The organism is Paraburkholderia sp. FW306-02-B (assembly GCF_058782725.1).
In genome coordinates this window covers 918,670-934,989 of record NZ_JBYSXZ010000001.1, presented here as the reverse complement: position 1 = coordinate 934,989, position 16,320 = coordinate 918,670, and the positions used below count along the sequence as shown (strand labels likewise).

At 61.7% G+C, this 16,320-nt stretch carries 17 protein-coding genes; 9 read left to right on the top strand and 8 right to left on the bottom strand.

Features of this window, described 5'->3' with window-relative positions; all coding sequences use genetic code 11:
• Positions 1 to 59: 59 nt before the first annotated feature.
• The 3 genes from AC3WOG_RS04140 (at position 60) to AC3WOG_RS04130 (ending at position 2,779) form a co-directional block, all read left to right on the top strand.
• The gene (locus AC3WOG_RS04140; RefSeq protein WP_492576806.1) at positions 60 to 386 is read left to right on the top strand and encodes a nuclear transport factor 2 family protein; all 327 of its coding nucleotides are present in this window, start codon (positions 60 to 62) and stop codon (positions 384 to 386) included.
• Positions 386 to 1,165 carry an SDR family oxidoreductase gene (locus tag AC3WOG_RS04135; protein WP_492576804.1) on the top strand — a complete coding sequence of 260 codons (780 nt, stop codon included), beginning with the start codon at positions 386 to 388 and terminating at the stop codon, positions 1,163 to 1,165. The genes AC3WOG_RS04140 and AC3WOG_RS04135 overlap by 1 nt, the downstream gene beginning before the upstream one ends.
• Positions 1,166 to 1,879: 714 nt before the next feature.
• The gene (locus tag AC3WOG_RS04130; protein WP_492576803.1) at positions 1,880 to 2,779 is read left to right on the top strand and encodes a patatin-like phospholipase family protein; all 900 of its coding nucleotides are present in this window, start codon (positions 1,880 to 1,882) and stop codon (positions 2,777 to 2,779) included.
• A gap of 126 nt (positions 2,780 to 2,905) precedes the next feature.
• Here AC3WOG_RS04130 and AC3WOG_RS04125 read toward each other — a convergent pair whose 3' ends face one another.
• The 3 genes from AC3WOG_RS04125 to AC3WOG_RS04115 form a co-directional block, all read right to left on the bottom strand.
• Complete coding sequence (locus AC3WOG_RS04125) at positions 2,906 to 3,349, bottom strand: cupin domain-containing protein (protein WP_492576802.1); 444 nt, start codon at positions 3,347 to 3,349, stop codon at positions 2,906 to 2,908.
• 398 nt (positions 3,350 to 3,747) lie between these two features.
• On the bottom strand, positions 3,748 to 4,092 hold the full coding sequence (locus tag AC3WOG_RS04120) for a DoxX family protein (protein WP_492576801.1): 345 nt from the start codon (positions 4,090 to 4,092) through the stop codon (positions 3,748 to 3,750).
• 2 nt (positions 4,093 to 4,094) lie between these two features.
• Positions 4,095 to 5,018, bottom strand: coding sequence for an NAD-dependent epimerase/dehydratase family protein (locus AC3WOG_RS04115; RefSeq protein ID WP_492576800.1), 924 nt, complete (start codon positions 5,016 to 5,018; stop codon positions 4,095 to 4,097).
• A gap of 128 nt (positions 5,019 to 5,146) precedes the next feature.
• Between AC3WOG_RS04115 and AC3WOG_RS04110 the strand changes: the two genes are divergently transcribed.
• From AC3WOG_RS04110 to AC3WOG_RS04090, 5 genes are all read left to right on the top strand, one after another.
• Positions 5,147 to 5,752 carry a TetR/AcrR family transcriptional regulator gene (locus AC3WOG_RS04110; RefSeq protein ID WP_492576799.1) on the top strand — a complete coding sequence of 202 codons (606 nt, stop codon included), beginning with the start codon at positions 5,147 to 5,149 and terminating at the stop codon, positions 5,750 to 5,752.
• Positions 5,753 to 5,878: 126 nt separating this feature from the next.
• Entirely contained in the window at positions 5,879 to 6,637 is a 759-nt protein-coding gene (locus tag AC3WOG_RS04105) for a CoA transferase subunit A (RefSeq protein WP_492576797.1), read from the top strand.
• Between the two features lie 30 nt (positions 6,638 to 6,667).
• Positions 6,668 to 7,378: a 3-oxoacid CoA-transferase subunit B gene (locus AC3WOG_RS04100; protein ID WP_492576795.1), complete on the top strand. Its 711-nt coding sequence runs from the start codon at positions 6,668 to 6,670 to the stop codon at positions 7,376 to 7,378.
• Positions 7,379 to 7,380: 2 nt separating this feature from the next.
• Positions 7,381 to 8,022: a 2-hydroxychromene-2-carboxylate isomerase gene (locus AC3WOG_RS04095; RefSeq protein WP_492576794.1), complete on the top strand. Its 642-nt coding sequence runs from the start codon at positions 7,381 to 7,383 to the stop codon at positions 8,020 to 8,022.
• A gap of 14 nt (positions 8,023 to 8,036) precedes the next feature.
• Positions 8,037 to 8,711 (top strand): Crp/Fnr family transcriptional regulator, encoded by a 675-nt coding sequence (locus tag AC3WOG_RS04090; protein WP_492576793.1) that lies wholly within the window; start codon positions 8,037 to 8,039, stop codon positions 8,709 to 8,711.
• Positions 8,712 to 8,776: 65 nt separating this feature from the next.
• Here AC3WOG_RS04090 and AC3WOG_RS04085 read toward each other — a convergent pair whose 3' ends face one another.
• On the bottom strand, positions 8,777 to 10,327 hold the full coding sequence (locus AC3WOG_RS04085) for a methyl-accepting chemotaxis protein (RefSeq protein WP_492576792.1): 1,551 nt from the start codon (positions 10,325 to 10,327) through the stop codon (positions 8,777 to 8,779).
• Positions 10,328 to 10,598: 271 nt separating this feature from the next.
• Here AC3WOG_RS04085 and AC3WOG_RS04080 point away from each other — a divergent pair, with 271 nt between their 5' ends.
• Complete coding sequence (locus tag AC3WOG_RS04080) at positions 10,599 to 11,699, top strand: MraY family glycosyltransferase (protein ID WP_492576791.1); 1,101 nt, start codon at positions 10,599 to 10,601, stop codon at positions 11,697 to 11,699.
• Positions 11,700 to 11,721: 22 nt separating this feature from the next.
• On the opposite strand, the gene AC3WOG_RS04075 is transcribed toward AC3WOG_RS04080, so the two are convergent.
• Genes AC3WOG_RS04075 through AC3WOG_RS04060 form a run of 4 tightly spaced genes read right to left on the bottom strand, consistent with a single transcriptional unit; the run spans position 11,722 to position 16,071 of the window.
• Positions 11,722 to 12,174: a hypothetical protein gene (locus AC3WOG_RS04075; protein WP_492576789.1), complete on the bottom strand. Its 453-nt coding sequence runs from the start codon at positions 12,172 to 12,174 to the stop codon at positions 11,722 to 11,724.
• A 12-nt stretch (positions 12,175 to 12,186) separates the two neighbouring features.
• Positions 12,187 to 14,067, bottom strand: coding sequence for a polysaccharide biosynthesis protein (locus tag AC3WOG_RS04070; RefSeq protein ID WP_492576788.1), 1,881 nt, complete (start codon positions 14,065 to 14,067; stop codon positions 12,187 to 12,189).
• Positions 14,068 to 14,078: 11 nt separating this feature from the next.
• Positions 14,079 to 15,101, bottom strand: a complete 1,023-nt coding sequence (locus AC3WOG_RS04065) for an MraY family glycosyltransferase (protein ID WP_492576787.1) — start codon at positions 15,099 to 15,101, stop codon at positions 14,079 to 14,081.
• 10 nt (positions 15,102 to 15,111) lie between these two features.
• On the bottom strand, positions 15,112 to 16,071 hold the full coding sequence (locus tag AC3WOG_RS04060) for a UDP-glucose 4-epimerase family protein (protein WP_492579711.1): 960 nt from the start codon (positions 16,069 to 16,071) through the stop codon (positions 15,112 to 15,114).
• Between the last annotated feature and the right edge of the window lie 249 nt (positions 16,072 to 16,320).

Genomic DNA, 16,320 nt, shown 5'->3' with positions numbered 1-16,320 from the left:
ATGTGGTAACTATAGCGCCATCATTGGGACATGCAAGCGTGACGTTCAGGAAAAGTCCGATGAACATGACCCTGCCCCCGCCACTGGATGTCTATCTGAACGCGGAAGCCACCAGTGACACCACTCCTCTCGCGAACTGCTTCGCGGCCGATGCCGTCGTGCGCGACGAGGGTCGCACTATCGAGGGGCTCGAAGCCATCCAGGCCTGGAAGAAAGACGCCAAAGCCAGGTACCAATACAACGTCGAGCCGTTGGACCTGTCCCAAGATGGCGCCGCCGTGACGATGCGCGCCAGGCTCACCGGCGCCTTCCCCGGTAGCCCGGTCGAGCTGACCTACACGTTTGTCCTGGCCGGCGGCAAGATCGCGTCTCTGGAGATTCACTGATGAGCGCCGCACTCGAACTTCAGGGCCTTCGGGCGCTTGTCACAGGCGGGACCAAAGGAGTCGGTAAAGCCGTTGTCGCGCATCTTTGCGAGGCCGGCGCGAACGTCCTTGCGACGGCACGTTCGCGTACCGATGACCTTTCCGAAGAAAGGTTCATCGGTACGGACATCACGACGGCCGAAGGCTGTAAAACCATTGTCGACGCCGTGCTCGACCGGCTCGGCGGCGTCGATATAATCGTGCACGTGGCGGGTGGCTCATCTGCGCCGGCGGGTGGCTTCAGGGTGCTCGACGACGACGAATGGAACAAGGCACTGAACCTGAACCTGTTCCCGGCAGTGCGCATCGATCGCGCGCTGTTGCCCTCGATGGTCGAGCAGCGCTCGGGCGTTATCATCCACGTCACGTCGATCCAGCGGCAGTTACCGTTGCCGGAAGCCACGATTGCCTATGCCGCCGCCAAGGCTGCCCTGTCGAACTACAGCAAAGCCTTGTCCAAGGAAGTCAGTCCGAAAGGCGTTAGGGTCGTGCGTGTCTCCCCGGGCTGGGTCGAGACGGATGCCGCCGCGAGTCTCGTTGCTGAGATCGCCCGGCAGAACGGTATCGACACGGAAGGCGCCCGCAAGATCATCATGGATTCGCTCGGGGGCATTCCTCTCGGCCGGCCATGCTCTCCCCGAGAAGTCGCAGAACTCATCGGTTTCCTCGTCTCCGCGCGGGCCAGCGCTATCACCGGCACTGAGTACGTCATCGACGGCGGAACCGTTCCGACTGCGTGATCTGAGCCGCTTGTCGGTGGACGTCGACGTGCTTCGGCGTACGCGAAGCGCGTTTCGCAGGTAGCTGTTCGCGGTTCCCATTGAGGCGCCGGCCTTCACGTGGTGTGCCCGCCCAATGAACCTCTGCTTTTCTGCAGCACGGCCACCCGTGGTGGGCCGGGCATTATTCACCGGCGTCGTCGCACCTGGACGTCAGGTCACACAGCAGGTCACCCTTCGTCCGCAATTCGCGATGCCCTGGAATGGCGGACGGCAAGCTCAGAGCGCGATCAGCGACCGTCTCATGTCGAGCCGGGAGCGGACCCGCGAACGCTTCCTCTGAATGGCTCAAACTGGCCGCGTCCTGCCCGTCGCCACCAACCGAACCAGGCTTTGGTCGGTGATCAATGTTGACATGCAGCATCCATTCGCAAACGCTGACCAGCGACTTGCTCTTTTCGGGAATAGTCGCGCCGAACCGACAAGCAAAGCAACACGGCGCCTACGGTAACCAGTTCGTCTCGATCGTCAGATGCGGATTCCGGTCAGACCGAACATTGATTCCGGCGAGCACTGAACACTCTGCTGGTGCTGACCAGGGGCGGGTGGCCTGCTGCTGTCATGCCCCACAGGCTATATTCTGAAAAGGTCCGCTTTTGACCCAATGAAGCGGACAGACTTGACCAGCAGGCAAAAATCATCGACTTGATCGGATCAACCCATACAGGGGGTGGCATGGAAACCAGACGTGAGCGAGCGTTGGTCCTCCATGGTGGTGGATCGGCCGGCAATGCGTGGGAGATCGGCGTCGTCGCCGGCCTGTTCGATGCCGGGTTGGATGTGACCGAGGCCGATTTGATCATCGGGACGTCGGCTGGATCGACTGCCGCGGCCCAGATCACTAGCGCGACCCCGACCGAACTGCTTGCCGACATCCTTTCCGCTGCATCCCAGCAACGGACTGGTCCGAGCGGACCCGAGGGTGGACGCGTTCCCATTGGGCCGGCGGCGAACCATATGGAGATAACGAGCCGAATCATCGCCGCCGCTGAGGATGCGGCCGACATGCGCCGCAGAATGGGGGCGGCGGCGCTCGAAATGGACGCGGCGTCGGACGGCTCCGGGCAAACGCGGTGGCGCGCTGTCGTCGCCGCTCGGCTGCCCAGTCAGCGCTGGCCGGAACGGCCGTTGCTCATCACGGCGGTCGATGCCCATACCGGTGAACCGGTCGTGTTCGACCGCCACAGCGGAGTCGACCTCGTGGACGCCGTCGCCGCCAGCACTTCCAACGGCTTCGGTGTCCCTCCCTACAGCATCGGCGACAACCGATACATCGACGGCGGCTACCGACGCAACGAGAATGCCGATCTGGCGGCCGGATACGCACGGGTGCTGGTGCTGTCACCCTTCGGTGGCAGATCACGGCATCCGCTGGAGTGGGGCATGCACCTTGCTGCACAGGTCGACGAACTCCGCGCGGGCAACAGCAGAGTCGAGACGATCTTCCCGGACGGCGACTCGCTCAGCGCGTTCGGTGTCAACATGATGGATCTGTCGACGCGTCCGCCCGCCGCTCAAGCCGGTTACAACCAGGGCAGAGGCCTTGCCGATCAGCTCACCGAATTCTGGCGCTGACGCCTGACATCCGCTTTCGACCCATTGCGGTCAGATGAGCTTTCCGAAAGCCGACGTTCAACGCCTGGGTTCAGAGGCTCCCGCGGAGCCGCAATCCCCTGCAGGCAATCGTTGGGTGACCGCTGTTTATTGTGGCGGCGCCGGCACGAGTCCGTACCTGGACATGACACCGATAAGCTTCTCGCGGTCGGGCGGCCCGCCGGCATTTACGATTGTTCCGACATCACGAAAATATTGGGCACCAATGTCGGGCGTCATGACGATCAGCGCGCGGGCCGTGCCATTGTGCGGGTTGCTAAAGTGATGGACCGATCCGCGTGGGGTAAACATCCATTCTCCCGGCGTTAGGTCTCGGACTACTCCGTCGACCGAATACCGAAGCATGCCCTCCAGCACATAGACGCACTCTTCGTTATGTGTGTGGCTGTGTGGCGGCGGAACTTGCGAGCTGGGGGGCACAGTCAACTCAAAAACTCCCATCCCGCCTGTGGCAGTTCCATCTATCAGGTACTGAATGCTCAAATGACCAACGTTGATTGGTTCGCTTGGCGCCACGCCGCTGATAGTCATTCTCAAACTCCTTCAGATTGAGGATTCTCGTCGTTCCGCCAACGTTGCAGGTAGGGTGCGCTGCTTGCGGCCGCTTCTGGCGACCGAAGGGAGCGCAATTCAATGAAGATTATGCGCCTCTCAGGAACGTATTTTGTACGAGAGCGGCGACAGGCCGGTATTGGCCGCCCGCTGCCCCATGCACGAGGGACCGTTTCCTGTGGCACGTAAAGCGGTGATCTGCGGCCGGCGACCCGGAGCGCCCAGCCATCACTACAAAAGCGGACGCATGACGCACGTGATCAAATTGGAGTTGCTCCAATGCCGCTATCCATGTGCGTATTTCAAGTACCTGCAGCACGGATTGCCCGCGCGGCCTGTTAGCGTCCCGGCCTTACTCGCCTGGTGGCGAGCAAGCCTCAACCGCGGAGCGCCACAGTAACCACAACGAGAGCCGAGAAGATCAGCGCCGGGGCGAGATGCCCGAACGGCTCCCGGTTTCGTAGCAACGTGAAGAGCACGACGACCAAGATCGCACCGGCCAGCGTTAGGCCCAAGACTCTGGTTTGTTGTCCAAAAAGAAGTGCCGCACACAACAGCTCAAGAGCGCCACAGAGCAAATGAAACCATGCCGGGTAACCCCAGCGCGCGAAGTCGCGCTTCACCGCGCCGCGTCCTGCGAGATTGACCACCCCAGCAACCGCGAACAGAACCGCTACGATCATCGCGAGAATCGACTCGAAAGATGCACTGTTCCACGCCATGGTCATGCTCCGTTGATTTGCTGAAAGTGCGTTTGTACAGAGAGGTCCGCAATCAGGCCGGGGCCATGGGGCGTCCACGCAAGAACTCGCCGGGCATGCTGGCCGCTTACTGTCTGATCGAGCGCCAGTGCGTCAGCGAACGGCCCAAGCGATTTGCGAGCATCGTCGAGCGGCCAGGGCTCGACGCGATCGGCGCCGACCGAGGCCCGAATCGCTTCACCCATTTCGGCAACGGCAACGGCATCTTCCGCGACCACGTTGAAGATCTGTCCCGCGACTCGACCGTCCCCACTTGCCGCCCGCTCCATCGCGCTCAGGTAGGCCGTGGCGAGATCATCGACGTGAACGGCAGGCCAGTGGTTGCGACCATCGCCGACGACCCTCACACTGCCGGTCTGACGGACCATGCCGGCAAGCATGCCGAAGACGCCGCCGCCGTAGCCGTGCACCATCGCCGGCCTGAGGATCACTGCAGCAATCGAGCGGCGTGCTGCTAGCGCCAGTACCTGTTGCTCCACTGCGGGCCGCCAGGCGATGAGTGGTGTCGGGTTCAGCGCCGATGCTTCAGTCGCGGGCTCCCCCTCCGTATTGCCGTAGACCCAGGTGCCCGACGTATAGACAAACGCCGCGCCCGGATGCAAATGCGAAAGCATCGCTACAGCCGCGGCCTCATCAGCAGCAGCGGCGGAAGCATCGTTGGTCGACGCCGCGTGCACCACGCCATCAGCGGCACCGGCAGTCGCCGCGAAAGACTGTGGCTCGCGCAGGTCGCCGGAGTGCAGTGTCACACCGAGGCGTGCCAGCGCGCTGGCAGTCGCCGAGCTGTCGTCGCGCACCAGCGCCGTCACCTGATGGCCGAGGCTGATTGCCTTGCGCGCGACCGCTTGCCCGATGAAGCCAGTACCACCTGTAATGAACAGTTTCAAAGCGTTCTCCAATGATTGGCTGCGAAGTCGAATAGTCACATAAACGAGACCAACTAGTCTCGTTTTGACAAATCTAAACGAGACCGGCCAGTCTTGTCAACAACTCGACGATCTGTTATTTATCTCGCATGGACACTTCCTCTCTCTCCGGCCTGAGCCCGCTGCAATGCCGCAAGCGGTCTGCCATTCTCGACGGCGCGAAAACCGTTTTCTTACGCGAGGGTTTCGGCCTGGCAACGATGGATGATGTCGCCGCGGCCGCTGGCGTCGGCAAACAGACGGTCTACCGCCACTTCAAGTCGAAGGAGGCGCTCTTCGTTGGTCTGGTGAGCTCGATGTGCGCTCAGGTGGGTGGACTTCTTGCCAGCGCTCAGGACGAGCAATCCGATGGATCACTCGAAGTCGAGTTGCGCGAGTTGGGATGGGTGTTGGCACAAATCCTTATCGCGCCGGATAATCTGCGGCTTTACCGGGCCATCGTTGCTGAGGCCGAGCGTCTTCCGGAACTCGGCCAGGTGTTTTACGAAAATGGTGCAAAGGGCGTGCGTGCCTTCGCCGCAAAAATTCTGCGAAAGCGATTTGACGAATCGACTGCTGCATTGCGGGCAGCGACATTCGTTCAGTTGGTGCTAGGCGACGCGTATCTGGAACTGTCCATTGGCTACACGGTGCCCGATGTTGAAGCGCGCTTTGCGCTGCAGATTGACGAGGCGGTGGCGGCTGCACTTCGCTAAGGAGCGCCGCACTTGCACCTGCGATTCTTGCTGAAATGTCAGGCGCAGGACATTTCGAAGCGCCGCTCTGCCGTACTGTAAGTGCCATCTCGCGCACCGCCGCGCATGAACCGACAGGACGATACGATGGCACACACGAACAAGGTCGTTGCGCTAGATACCGCGATGCAACAGGTCACACCCGGCACGCGGCTCATGATGGGCGAGTTTGTCGGTGCAGGCGAGCCGGCAAAATGCATCGAGTGGCTGCTCGAACAGCGCGTCGCCAACCTCACGCTGATCGCCAACACGCCGGGAATGCGCGGTGGATTTCTCAAGGCGAGACTGTTCGAGCAAGGACAGATCGCGGAATTCATCGGCACGCATATCGGCACCACGAGCGAATCGACCGAGCAGTACCTGTCGGGCAATCTGAAACTCGCAGAATTCTTTCCGATGGGGACATGGGCCGAGAAAGTTCGCGCGGGAGCGGTCGGACTGGGCGGCGTGCTGGTGCCGGTCGGGATCGGCATTCTCGACCAGGACGGCATTTTTCCGGATCTGCAAGCGCCTAAACCCAAGCTGCGCGTAGGAGACCGGGAATACTTCGTCGAGGCAGCACTGAACGCCGAGGTCGCCATCATCAAGGGATGGCGCGCCGACACCTTGGGCAACATCGAATTTCGCGGCACCGCCTCGCAGAATCAGCGCGATCTCGCAATGGCAGGCCGCTATACGATTGCCGAGGTCAACGAAATCGTCGAAGTCGGCGCTATCGATCCGCAGCGCGTCGGCTGCCCTGGCGTGTTCGTCGATGCCGTCGTACAGGGCTACTCGCTGGCCGAGCAGCATGACCTCTATCGCCGTCACTGGACCAAACTCGGCCGTCTGCCATCTGACGCGTAAATGCGCCGGCCGCAACCAGAGGAACCCGCCATGTCTTCAATCAGCGCGAAAGAAATCATTGCGCGTCGCTGCGCGCTTGAACTCAAGTCCGGCGAAGTCGTCAATCTCGGCCTCGGCATACCGACGCTGACTGCGAACTATCTTCCACCGCATCTCGATGTGATCTTTCATACGGAGAACGGCGCCTTCGGCTTCGGTGCGCGCCCCACTGCTTTCAATGCAGACAGCGATCTCACCAACGCCGGATGTGAGCCGATCACGCTCAAACCCGGTGCAGTACTAATGGACCTGACCACGTCGTTCGGCGCAATGCGCAATGGCTATATCGACGTGACGATTCTCGGTGCGTTGCAGGTCGACGCATCCGGCAATCTGGCGAACTGGGCGTGCCAGCGCGGCGGCAAGTGGTGGCCGGGTATCGGCGGCGCGATGGATCTCTGTTATGGCACGCCCAAGGTGATCGCGGCACTGCAACACACCGACAAGAACGGCTCCTCCAAAATACGCGAACGTTGTAAGCTGCCGCTGACGGGTAAGGGCTGCGTGAAAGTCATCGTGACCGAGCATGCCGTATTCGATGTGCTGCCCGACGGCCTGGTGCTACGCGAACTGTTTCCAGGCATCGATGTGAAGTATCTTCGGCGTATCACCGAGGCCCGGTTCGACGTGTCGCCGAATCTGACCGAGATGAACCTCGGCACTGCCACAGATCATGTTTCCGCATCCGCTACCACACGGTGACCATGCCAAATCCTGTAGACGTCGACTGGTATTTCGACTTCGTTTCGCCATTCGCTTACCTGCAACTGGAGCAGTTCGAGCGCTTGCCGGCGAATGCGAAGGTGACACTCAAGCCGGTCGTGCTAGGCGCGTTGCTGACGCACTGGGAAAACCGGGGGCCAGCCGAAATCCCGGAGAAGCGGCGCTTCACCTACCGCTATGTGCATTTCCGCGCGCAGCAGCTTGGCATCCCGTTGCGCATGCCACCTGCCCACCCCTTCAATCCGATCAGGCTGCTACGGCTGGCACTGGTGTTGGGATGCACGCAGGATGCGGTGCGCGAGATTTTCCGCTTCGTCTGGCGGGAGGGCCGCGCCGTCGAAACCGAACAGGATTGGCTTGATCTGCGCAGCCGCCTCGGGACCCATGTCACCGGCGACGCGCTTGCGCAAGCGGAAATCAAAGCGCAACTGCGCCGCAATACGGATCAGGCGCTTGCACGCGGTCTGTTCGGCGTACCGACGTTTGCGTTGGGCGACGATCTGTTCTGGGGAGAAGACTCGACAGCGCTGCTGTTGCATTGCCTGAGCAATCCGGCATGGCTGCAATCCGACGAGTTGCGCCGTATCAGTGCGCTACCCGTCGGCATCCAGCGCAACGCGTGACGGCGAACGACAGCATGATCGGTGCCGAATATCTGAGACGCATTGCTGCGTGGTCGCGTGAACTTGACGGGCAGGAGATCGAACGCGCGCGCAGCGGTATCGTTGAAAAGTCCTTCAAGGCGGACGAATTTATCTGCCTGCGCGGCGACCGTTTCGAATACTGGACCGGGGTCATCACCGGCCTCGTCAAACTAGGTACCGTTTCGCGCGCCGGTAAAGCCGTCAGCTTCACCGGTGTAACGGCCGGTGCGTGGTTTGGCGAAGGGACGGTGCTCAAGAACGAGGCGCGGCGTTACGATCTGGTCGCGTTGCGCGATACACGCCTTGCGATGATGGACCGCCCGACTTTCCTTTGGTTGTTCGAAAACAGCGTCGTTTTCAACCGCTTCCTGGTCGGACAACTAAACGAACGCCTCGGCCAGTTCATGGCCTTGCTCGAATACGACCGCATGCTGGATGCGACTGCACGCCTCGCACGCTGCATCGCGTCGCTGTTCAATCCGATTCTCTATCCCGACGTAACACGTCATCTGGAAATCACGCAGGAAGAGATAGGCTCGCTGTCCGGCATCTCGCGCCAGAATGCGAACCAGTGCCTGAAGACACTCGAAAAAGAGGGCTTGCTGCGGCTCGAGTACGGCGGTATCACGATCGTCGACCTCGAACGCTTGCGCCACTACGGCGAATAGTCGAAGCCGCGCCACGCCGGCGGCTTGTTCAGGAGCGAGTCATTGAGGGCGTCGAGGGTGGACCGCTAGGCCGAGACCTGAAATACCGCGACCGCATCGCGCAACACAGCCGCCTGCTCCTCCAGCGATTTCGCCGCGGCCGCGGCTTCTTCGACGAGCGCCGCATTGTGCTGCGTGACTTCGTCGATCTGTGAAACCGCCTTGTTGACCTGCTCGATGCCGTCGCTCTGTTCAAGCGCGGACGCCTCGATCTCGTTCATGACGCCGGTGACGCGCTGGACCGCGCTCATGGCTTCGTGAATCGTCTTCTGCGCATCGGACACAAGGGAGGCCCCCTCCTGCACCTTGGCTGCCGATACGCCGATCAACTCCTTGATTTCCTTCGCCGCCGCGCCTGAGCGCTGTGCAAGGCTGCGCACTTCCGATGCGACAACCGCGAACCCGCGGCCCTGTTCACCCGCCCGGGCTGCCTCCACTGCCGCGTTCAGCGCGAGAATATTGGTCTGAAAGGCGATCCCTTCGATCATGCCGATGATCTCGGCCACCTTGCGCGACGACTCGGTAATCCCATCCATCGTCTGCGTGACGCGCGACACCACCGATCCGCCGCGCGTCACCGTGTCCAACGCGCCCTGCGCCAATCGATTCGCCTGCTTGGCGTTGTCCGCGTTCTGCTTCACCGTCGCCGACAGTTGCTCCATGCTCGCCGCCGTCTGCTGAAGCGCAGCGGCCTGTTGCTCAGTACGCGACGACAAATCCGCATTGCCCGACGCAATCTCGTTCGCGCCTTGCGTGATCGCCGTCGTGCTGCCGCGCACCTTCGCCACCGTCTCCACGAGGCCATCGCGCATCTTCGTCAGGGCACTGAGCAACTGGCCCATCTCGTTGCGCGATTTGATTGCGATCGCAATCGTCAGATCGCCGGCGGCGATTCGCTCGAAATGTTTGATGGTCACATTGACCGGCTTGATCAGCGCGGCCGACAAACCGATCCGCGCCGCCACACCGATCACGATCGCAACGGCGCCAATCGCCGCGAACAGTAGCGTCGCCAGGCGGAAGCGCTGCGCGCCGGTCTCGGCCTGCTGGTGCTGATTGCCGATCTGCACGCGCTCGAGCGCATCGATGGCTTTCGAATACGCCGCGTAAAAGTTGTTCGCGGTTTCGCCCTGGATGTTGCGGAAGGTGTTGAAGTCGAAGTCGGTGAGCGCCTTGAACTCCGGCTCGATGGCCTTGTCGACGAGCGCGGCGCGCGCCTGCTCGACGGCCTGCGCGAGCTTCTTTTCCTCTTCGCTCACGAACGGGCTGGTCATGTAGTTGCGGAATTCCTTGTTCGACTCGACCAGCACCTTGTGCGCGGCCGGCAACAGATCGTCGGTCTGCTTGCCGACGCTAAAGAGCGTCTGATACGTGCCGACTGCGAGCTGCACTTGCAGCAGCTTCTCGGAGCTCGCCTTCAGATGCGATAGCGCGGCCGCGCTGTGCTGCGTTTCGTCGAGGCTGCTATTCGCGAGCTTGAGCGCGCCGTAGCCGACACCGATCACGGTCAGCAGGAAAGCGACGAACACGCTGATGACCAGCGTCAGCCCGCCACGAATGGTGATGTTGTTTAACATTGGGTCTCCGGAACGTCCTGTCGAGCGGCGGCGAAATCGGGGAAACGCCGGCGCGCGGTGTTGTTTCATGCGCCATTTACACTTCGCCGCATCCAGGTTAACGGCCTTCGCGAGCCCCCGTTAAATAGGTGGAATCCATGACAGGCAAGGCTTTGCGGGGCGTCTCAGACTCACTATCTGGGATATTTCGCGTGATCTACGCGAGCGCTGCTTTTCCGGGCACAGCGCGTTTCGTTTGTATAATTCGGCGTCTTCGCTCAGGCCCACTTTCATGCTTAGTTTTGCGCTCGGCTTTCTCGTTTCACTGCTGATCACACTGTTGATCGTGCGCTATGCGCATCTGCATGAAAAATTCTCCACCGATACCGATCTGGCCGGCGTGCAGAAATTCCATGTGCGCCCGGTGCCGCGCATCGGCGGGACCGGGATTCTGATCGGGCTGATCGTCTCGGCGGTGCAACTACATCACGCGTATCCCGCCGTTTCGAGCGGCATTCTGGGGCTTATCGCGTGCGGTATGCCGGCGTTCGGCTCGGGCCTGGTCGAAGATCTGACCAAGCGCGTGTCGCCGCTCGCGCGGCTCGTCTGCACGATGGCGGCCGCCGCCCTCGCCTACTTTCTGCTGAACATCGCCGTCACCCGCATCAGTGTGCCGCCGCTCGACTTTCTGCTGTCGTATGCGGTGATCTCCTGCGTGGTCACGGTGCTGGCCGTCGCGGCGCTCGCCAACGCGATCAATATCATCGACGGCTTCAACGGCCTCGCGTCGATGGTCGCGTTCATGATGTTCGCCTCGCTTGCTTATGTGGCGTTCCAGGTGTCCGATCCGATCGTGCTGTCGGCATCGTTCATGATGATGGGCGCGGTGCTCGGCTTCTTCATCTGGAATTTTCCGGCCGGGTTGATCTTTCTCGGCGACGGCGGCGCATATTTCATCGGCTTCATGCTCGCCGAGCTGTCGATCATGCTGGTGATGCGCAATCGCGATGTGTCAGCGTGGTATCCGGTGCTGCTCTTCATGTACCCGATCTTCGAGACCTGCTTCTCGATCTATCGGAAGAAGTTCATTCGCGGGATGTCGCCGGGGATTCCCGACGGTGTGCATCTGCATATGCTGGTCTATAAGCGGCTGATGCGCTGGGCGGTCGGCGCGCGCACCGCACGCGAACTGACGCGGCGTAATTCGCTGACCTCGCCGTATCTCTGGCTGCTGTGCCTGATCGCAGTCGTGCCGGCTACCCTGTTCTGGCGGCATACGCTGCATCTGTTCTGCTTTGTGGTGGTGTTCGCGGCGACTTATGTCTGGCTGTATATGAGTATTGTGCGGTTCAAATCGCCGCGGTGGATGGTGGTGAGGAAGGGGCGGCGGTAATCAAGGTGCATGGATTCGGCGCTTAATTTGTCTGAATGCGGCGCGTGGAAATATCATCGGGCAAATCTATTATTCGCGAAGGGGCCGTTATGAACTGGAAAGCATACGTCGTCGCGCTGGGCACAATCGCAGCAAGCGTGCCGGCGTTCGCCAATACAGCATCGAACAATATCGTCTGGAGCGCCAAGCAGCCGACGGCGACGATGAGCGGACAGCCGGAATGCACGGCGTACTCGCGTCGGCAGATCGCCGGCACGAGTGACGCAACGTCCGATCCGCTGGCGAAAACCTTGAAAGTGGTTGGGACGATGGCGGCGCTAGCAGCAGTATCGGCGGCGACGAAGGCTACGACGACTAGCGCACCTAACCCCTGCGGGAGCTTTTGATCATCCGTACGGTCAAGCGATGTATGCCGATAATAAAAAAGGCGCTCCGAGTTGAGCGCCTTTTTCTTTTGATGCTTGACCGGAAGCACAACCGCTAACGTTCAGGAGACCCGCGTTACCGGCGTGACGCTGCGCAACGCCGGAGCGCTGCCCGGCTGATATTCCGGCACCCAGCGCCGCAGATCGCGTCGCACTTCGTCGTCGCTTGGCACGCGGTGCTGCATCAGCCAGGGAAGCAGATTGTCGATGAAGCTGTCGGGCACTTCACGCGCCCGCGCTATTCGCAGCTTCGGATGCGGCGTACGCGTGGTCGTTTCGTCGTCCGCCAAAAGTTCCTCGTATAGCTTCTCGCCTGGGCGAAGACCCGTGAACACCACGCGAATCTGCTCTTCGGTAAAGCCGTACAGGCGAATCAAGTCATGCGCCAAGTCGGCGATCCGCACCGGCTTGCCCATGTCGAGGATGAAGATTTCGCCGCCGTGTCCCATGCTAGACGCCTGCAGCACCAGTTGCGACGCTTCCGGAATCGTCATAAAAAACCGGGTGATTTCCGGGTGAGTGACAGTCACCGGGCCACCGCGCGCAATCTGCTCCTGAAACTTCGGAATCACGCTGCCGGCGCTGCCGAGCACATTGCCGAATCGCACCGTTTCGAATTGCGTGCGCTTCGAGCCCTGCTGCTGCAACGCTGAACAAGCCATCTCCGCAAGGCGCTTGCTCGCGCCCATGACGTTGGTCGGGTTGACGGCCTTGTCCGTGGAAATCAGCACGAAATGGGCGACGTCGTGACGGATCGCAGCACGCCCGACTCGATACGTGCCGAGCACGTTGTTGCGCACCGCCTGCCACGTGTTGACCTCTTCCATCAGCGGCACGTGCTTGTAAGCTGCCGCATGAAAGACGATATACGGGCAGTAACGCGCCAGCACCTGGTCGAGCAGCAAGGAATCCTTCACGTCGCCAATGATCGGCACCACCGATACTTCGGGATATTTGTCGCGTAGCTCTTCGTTGAGCCGATAAATCGAGAATTCGGAAATATCGAACGCCACCAACTGCACCGGCCCGTAGCGCAGAATCTGCCGGCACAGTTCAGAGCCGATCGAGCCGCCCGCGCCGGTCACCATCACGACGCGGTTCTTAAGCAGCGCTTCGACGTGCGGCGTATCGATCATCACTGGATCACGGCCTAGCAGGTCTTCCAGATCGATCTGACGCACCCGCGACAAGAACGCCTGGCCCTGCGTAAGCGGAGTCAGCGCCGGCAGCGTCATGGCGCGCACGCCTGCGCGCACGCACAGCGTGGCAATCCGCCGATGCGCTTCCACCGAAGCCGACGGCACGGCAATGATCACGTGCTCGACTTTCAGTTCGGCGGTGATCTTGTGCAGATCGCTGATTGCGCCGAGTACGCGATAGCCGTAGATTTCGCGGCCCTGTTTGACCGGGTCGTCGTCGAGCAGACCCGCGAGCCGCCATTCGCCGGAGCGTTTCAGTTCACGCACCAGGTTCGCGCCCGCATTGCCCGCGCCGAGCACCAGGACAGGCTTGCCCTGCCCGACCAACCCGCCGTAGCGATAGAACTCCTTGGCCGCCCGGTACAGCGCGCGCGAACCGCCCATTGCGAGGAACAGCAGCATGGGAGAAACGATCAGGACGGAGCGCGGCACCACTGGGCTCGGCTGCACAAGCGCGGAACCGATGACGACAACCAGCGCCCCGACGCCGATCGCTTTGGCGATCCGCACGAGGTCGGGCAAGCTGGCGAAGACCCACATACCGCGATACAGCCCATAGCTGCGGAACATCACTGCGTAGATCACCAGCACCCAGACCAACGCATGCAGCCCGCCCATCCGGAACGGCTCGGGCACAGGACCGTTGAAACGGATCACGTATGCAAGCATCCAGGCCAGGGTCACCGCGCACAAATCGAACGCAAACGCACTGAACGAAAGCCACCGGGCTTTGAATCTTTTCATTGCGTAGTACCTCAGGATTGCCCAGAACGGGACAAGTGACGCCGCCAATGCCGATCAATGCAGACACCGGCGAGTACAAGCACAGCAGCCCATGCAACGACAACCAGCCATTGATACACCACAGCAATTCCCATCGCCCACAAAGCAAGCATTATGCCCGTCGCCATGAAGAAATACCAAACTCGCGCCGTCGACGCATGGCCGAAGCCGGCCTGCACCAGTCTTTGATAGTAGTGTTCGCGGTGCGCCTGCCAAAATTTTTCGCCGCGGAACAGGCGTTTGAGCAAAGTGACCGAGGCATCACCGATGAAAGGGGCAAAACTTACCGCCGGAAACCAGATCGGCCATACGCCTTCGCGCCAGCCCCAATAACCGAGAGCGCCAGCCAGGAAACCCAACGGGATCGAGCCGGCGTCGCCGAGAAAAATCCGTGCGGGGTGGAAATTAAACAGAAGAAAGCCCGCCGCCGCCCCCGCCACCACGGCGCAGGCGAGCGCGAGCGCGGGGTCCGGATGCGCCGCGATGGACGCGGCGATCGCATAGCCGCCGAAGCCGAACATGGCCATGCCGCCGGCCAGACCGTCCGAGCCGTCCATAAAATTGTACAAATTGACCAGCCAGACGAGTAAAAACGCCAGCGAGGCAAGCGCCCACCAGGGGACATCGGCCGGATAGGCGGCGACCAGCGCTGCCACGGCCAAGGCATGGCCGCCGAACCGGACGCGTGCGGGCAGGCCGCGACGGTCGTCGATCTGCGACAACGTGGCAAGCAGTGCCGCCGCGAGGGCCGGCAGCCAAAGCGCAGGCGCCATAAGCCAGATCAGGACCACGACCACTGGCACAATGCCCCAACCGCCGACGCGCGGCGTCGGGCGCGTGTGCAGCGAGCGGTCGTTAGGGATGTCGGTGGCGAGGCGCCAGGCGAGGCCGGTCTTGAGCAAAGCCCACATAATCGCGGCGCACGCGCACAGCGCGACCAGCCCCCAAAGGAGCAGATGCGCGGCTGGACCAGCAAAGAGTGAAGCAATCGGCATGACGGACATTTCAGTGGGTAGAGCGATACCAGGCAGCAGTCTCCAGCAGGCCATGTTCAACGGTATGGGGCGGATACCAGCCAAGACATTCGCGGATATGGGAACTGTCCAACCGCAATTCGCCGATCAGCCGGTCGATCTGGGCCGAGCGACCGGTCAGGCGGCCGGCAAGGCGCAACAAGCCAACGGGGACCGGGACGAGACGTGCCGGCGCGTGCAGTTGCATGGCGAGCGCCCGCGCCAGTTCGGCGACGCTCAGATCGCGGCCGTCGGTGACGTGGAAGGTCTGGCCCGCGGCGCGCGGGTCGGTTGTGCAGTGCACTAGCGCGTCCGCAAGGTTGTCGACGAATACAAGGCTGCGCCGCGCGCTGATTGCGCCGAGCGGCAGAGGGACACCGTTGGCGATCGCGCGCATCAGTTGCAGAAAGTTGGCTCGCACGCCCGGACCGTAAACGAGCGGCGGGCGCACGATCACGATTTCGAGGCCCGACTTACGCCCGTACTCGACCAGTGCGCGCTCGGCTTCGAGTTTGGAGATGCCGTAGGGGTCGGTGGGGCTGGGTTCGTCCCCTTCCGTAATGGGTCGCCCGGCACTGCTTTCCGCCGCCGCCTTGATGCTGCTCACAAAAACGAACCGCCGTGCGCCGGCGCGGCGGGCGGCGGCAGCGACACGCAAGGCGCCGGTGACGTTGGTAGCGCGGTACGCGGCAAGCGGATCGGCCGCCGATTCCCGCACCATGTGGACGCGGGCCGCGAGATGGATGACCGTGTCGCAATGCATTGCCACCGGCCACCGTTCGTCGATGCCCTCGAAGTCGTTCGCATCGAAGATCCATTCGCGGACGCCGTCAGCGGTCGTTTGCGGGCGGCGTACCAAGCCGGTGACGCTGTCTCCGCGCTGCAGCAAGGCGCGCGAAACCGCCTTGCCGACGAAACCGTTGGCGCCGGTAATCAGCACTCGTTGAGTCATCGACGCGCCTCGCATAACCGGGCTCCGGCGCGCGCCGATCGAAGACAGGCAAGCGCCGCGGTGAGGCTTCCCACGCCGACGTACGGCAGGACAGGCAGGTGAGACACGATACAATCTGGCATCGGCGATGCTTATAAGGGAATCCGTTTGGAAAGCGTATTGTATGCGGGCAGCTTCCGCTTCAGTCCGCTCCTCGTGCCCGTTAGACGCTAAAATATGCGCGCAGCTAACAGACTGAAAGCACGGCAG

Coding starts and splice junctions, on each gene's coding strand:
- AC3WOG_RS04085 (WP_492576792.1), bottom strand. CDS start 10,327: ATGTTAAACAACATCACCATTCGTGGCGGGCTGACGCTGGTCATCAGC.
- AC3WOG_RS04090 (WP_492576793.1), top strand. CDS start 8,037: ATGATCGGTGCCGAATATCTGAGACGCATTGCTGCGTGGTCGCGTGAA.
- AC3WOG_RS04110 (WP_492576799.1), top strand. CDS start 5,147: ATGGACACTTCCTCTCTCTCCGGCCTGAGCCCGCTGCAATGCCGCAAG.
- AC3WOG_RS04125 (WP_492576802.1), bottom strand. CDS start 3,349: ATGACTATCAGCGGCGTGGCGCCAAGCGAACCAATCAACGTTGGTCAT.
- AC3WOG_RS04060 (WP_492579711.1), bottom strand. CDS start 16,071: ATGACTCAACGAGTGCTGATTACCGGCGCCAACGGTTTCGTCGGCAAG.
- AC3WOG_RS04070 (WP_492576788.1), bottom strand. CDS start 14,067: ATGAAAAGATTCAAAGCCCGGTGGCTTTCGTTCAGTGCGTTTGCGTTC.
- AC3WOG_RS04120 (WP_492576801.1), bottom strand. CDS start 4,092: ATGGCGTGGAACAGTGCATCTTTCGAGTCGATTCTCGCGATGATCGTA.
- AC3WOG_RS04130 (WP_492576803.1), top strand. CDS start 1,880: ATGGAAACCAGACGTGAGCGAGCGTTGGTCCTCCATGGTGGTGGATCG.
- AC3WOG_RS04105 (WP_492576797.1), top strand. CDS start 5,879: ATGGCACACACGAACAAGGTCGTTGCGCTAGATACCGCGATGCAACAG.
- AC3WOG_RS04140 (WP_492576806.1), top strand. CDS start 60: ATGAACATGACCCTGCCCCCGCCACTGGATGTCTATCTGAACGCGGAA.
- AC3WOG_RS04065 (WP_492576787.1), bottom strand. CDS start 15,101: ATGCCGATTGCTTCACTCTTTGCTGGTCCAGCCGCGCATCTGCTCCTT.
- AC3WOG_RS04080 (WP_492576791.1), top strand. CDS start 10,599: ATGCTTAGTTTTGCGCTCGGCTTTCTCGTTTCACTGCTGATCACACTG.
- AC3WOG_RS04095 (WP_492576794.1), top strand. CDS start 7,381: ATGCCAAATCCTGTAGACGTCGACTGGTATTTCGACTTCGTTTCGCCA.
- AC3WOG_RS04135 (WP_492576804.1), top strand. CDS start 386: ATGAGCGCCGCACTCGAACTTCAGGGCCTTCGGGCGCTTGTCACAGGC.
- AC3WOG_RS04100 (WP_492576795.1), top strand. CDS start 6,668: ATGTCTTCAATCAGCGCGAAAGAAATCATTGCGCGTCGCTGCGCGCTT.